This window comes from Rubritalea sp. (genome assembly GCF_039830215.1).
GTDB lineage: Bacteria > Verrucomicrobiota > Verrucomicrobiia > Verrucomicrobiales > Akkermansiaceae > Rubritalea.
The window spans coordinates 1-2,202 of the sequence record NZ_JBDOPO010000331.1 but is presented as its reverse complement, the minus strand read 5'-3'; the positions used below and the strand labels follow the sequence as shown (position 1 = coordinate 2,202).

At 50.2% G+C, this 2,202-nt stretch carries 1 protein-coding gene; it reads left to right on the top strand.

Annotated features, from left to right (window positions below; translation table 11 throughout):
- Positions 1-74: 74 nt before the first annotated feature.
- Positions 75-2,084 carry a helicase C-terminal domain-containing protein gene (locus tag ABGY95_RS11180; RefSeq protein ID WP_347441765.1) on the top strand — a complete coding sequence of 670 codons (2,010 nt, stop codon included), beginning with the start codon at positions 75-77 and terminating at the stop codon, positions 2,082-2,084.
- Positions 2,085-2,202 lie beyond the last annotated feature (118 nt).

Sequence of the window (2,202 nt, the reverse complement as noted above, 5' to 3'; positions counted from 1 at the left end):
TTTCTAGTTGTCGGAGGAATACGACTTGTTTCAGTTGCTAGTTTTGGGGGAATTGAGTAAAGCTTGTATCGCGCATGATAGCATTTGTAGAAGGTAATGGATCTGGGGCTTGTGAGGGCCTAGCTGACGAAATTCACGGGATATTTTCCGAGGACGGCTTACTGTCTAAATCTCCAGATTTTGCCTATCGCGCTGAACAGCAAGAGATGGCTGTCGAGGTGGCTAGTGCGCTTGAGCAGGCAAATGTGCTAACTGTGGAGGCAGGTACGGGCGTTGGAAAGTCGCTGGCCTACTTGATACCAGCAGTGAAGTTTGCGTTGGAGAGCGGTAAAAAAGCAGTGATCTCTACCCACACGATCAATCTACAAGAACAGCTAACAGGGAAAGATATCCCGATTGTTCGTAAGTTGTTGGGAGTCGATTTTGAGGCACTTTTGTTGAAGGGCCGGCAAAATTATGTGTGCCCATTACGGCTGCGTATTGCGATGGATTCTAAAGGGGATCTCTTCACCTCGAGCGAGGTGGATGAGCTCAAGCAAGTATGGGATTGGGCGGAGGGGACCACCGATGGAACCCTGAGTGAACTCGATTTTCGGCCATCACCAAAGGTTTGGAGTTCAGTGTGTAGCGAAGCTCATATTTGTACGCCGCGGACATGTGGAACGCGTGGCAATTGTTTTTACCAGAAGGCGCGCAAGCGGGTGGAGAAAGCGAATGTTGTGGTAGTGAATCACACACTATTTTTCTCGTTATTAGACTCGGCGATGGAGGAACGTGACGAGCGGGATATGGGCTACATTTTCCCCAATGACTTTGTGATTTTTGACGAGGCTCACACTCTGGAAGATGTGGCTGCCAGCCAATTAGGCTTACGTTTGAGTCAGTCAGGACTCCGTTTCGATATATCTAGGTTGTACAACCCGCGGAACAAAAAAGGCCTGCTGAAGCAACTACGCTGTGGCGAGGGGATCCAAGCGGCGGAAGAATTACTAGAGCGCACTCAGGACTTCTTCGATGAGCTCGAAGAGAGTGTCCAGTTCGGCCAATATTCTAAAGAATCTCGTGTGCGTGAGTCTGATATCGTGGACAATACGCTGGCTGAACCACTGCGAAAGTTGTGGGATAAAGTGGAAGACGAGGCGGAAAAGTTAGAGAAAGAATCATCGGCCCGCAAAGAACTGATGGATGGTGCCCGCAGGTTGCGCGAGGTGCATGGGACTTTGCGTCTGTTCCTCGATCAAACCGACGAGGAAAGTGTCTATTGGATTGAGAAATCGGGACGCGATGGAGATGTGCTCAGCCTACGTTCAGCACCTATCAATGTGGCCGACAGGCTGCGCGAGCTAATGTTTGGCAAAGGTCGGACCTGTATTTTAACTAGCGCAACGCTAAGCGCTGGAGAGGAAGACATGAGTTACTTTCGCCGCCGAGTGGGTGCTGAGCATGCCAAGGGGGTGCAGATTGGTAGTCCGTTTGATTACCAAAAACAGATGGAGGTCTACGTGATGCAGGCAATGCCGGATCCTGGAACTCCAAAGTATGAAGAGGCATTGGCGCACTGGATTGGTCGTGTCTTGAAATACAGTGAGGGCAAGGCCTTCGTTTTGTTCACCAGTTACAAGGTGATGCGCAATGTGGCGGATGCTATGGAAGACTACTTCGAGGAAAATGACTGGAGGCTTTTAGTCCAAGGTGATGGAACTCCGCGCCACAAGATGGTAGAGATCTTCCGCAATGACATCCATAGTGTGCTTTTTGGTACGGCCAGTTTTTGGGCGGGCGTCGACGTGCCGGGTGAGTCGTTGAGCAACGTGATTGTCACACGCCTGCCATTCTCTGTGCCAGACCACCCAGTGGTGCAGTCAAAGATCGAATCGATCGAGGCTGAAGGCGGCAACCCGTTCATGGAGTATTCCGTGCCCGAGGCGGTGATCAAACTACGCCAGGGCGTGGGCCGACTCATTCGTTCAGAAAAAGACAAAGGGATCGTCGTGATCCTCGATAACCGCGTGGTCACCAAGCGCTACGGTAAAACCTTTCTCAAAGCATTACCTAACGCGCCGGTGAAGATTGTGAAAAAGTAAAGGATATTAATGGGGCGGAAAATCAGGCAGCATGAGAAATTTTTGATGAGTTGAAATATTTCTGAATCCTCGTCTGCCTCTTAGCCAAACTCCTGACTTGAGTTTTAACCTGCTCCTT

Coding starts and splice junctions, on each gene's coding strand:
- ABGY95_RS11180 (WP_347441765.1), top strand. CDS start 75: ATGATAGCATTTGTAGAAGGTAATGGATCTGGGGCTTGTGAGGGCCTA.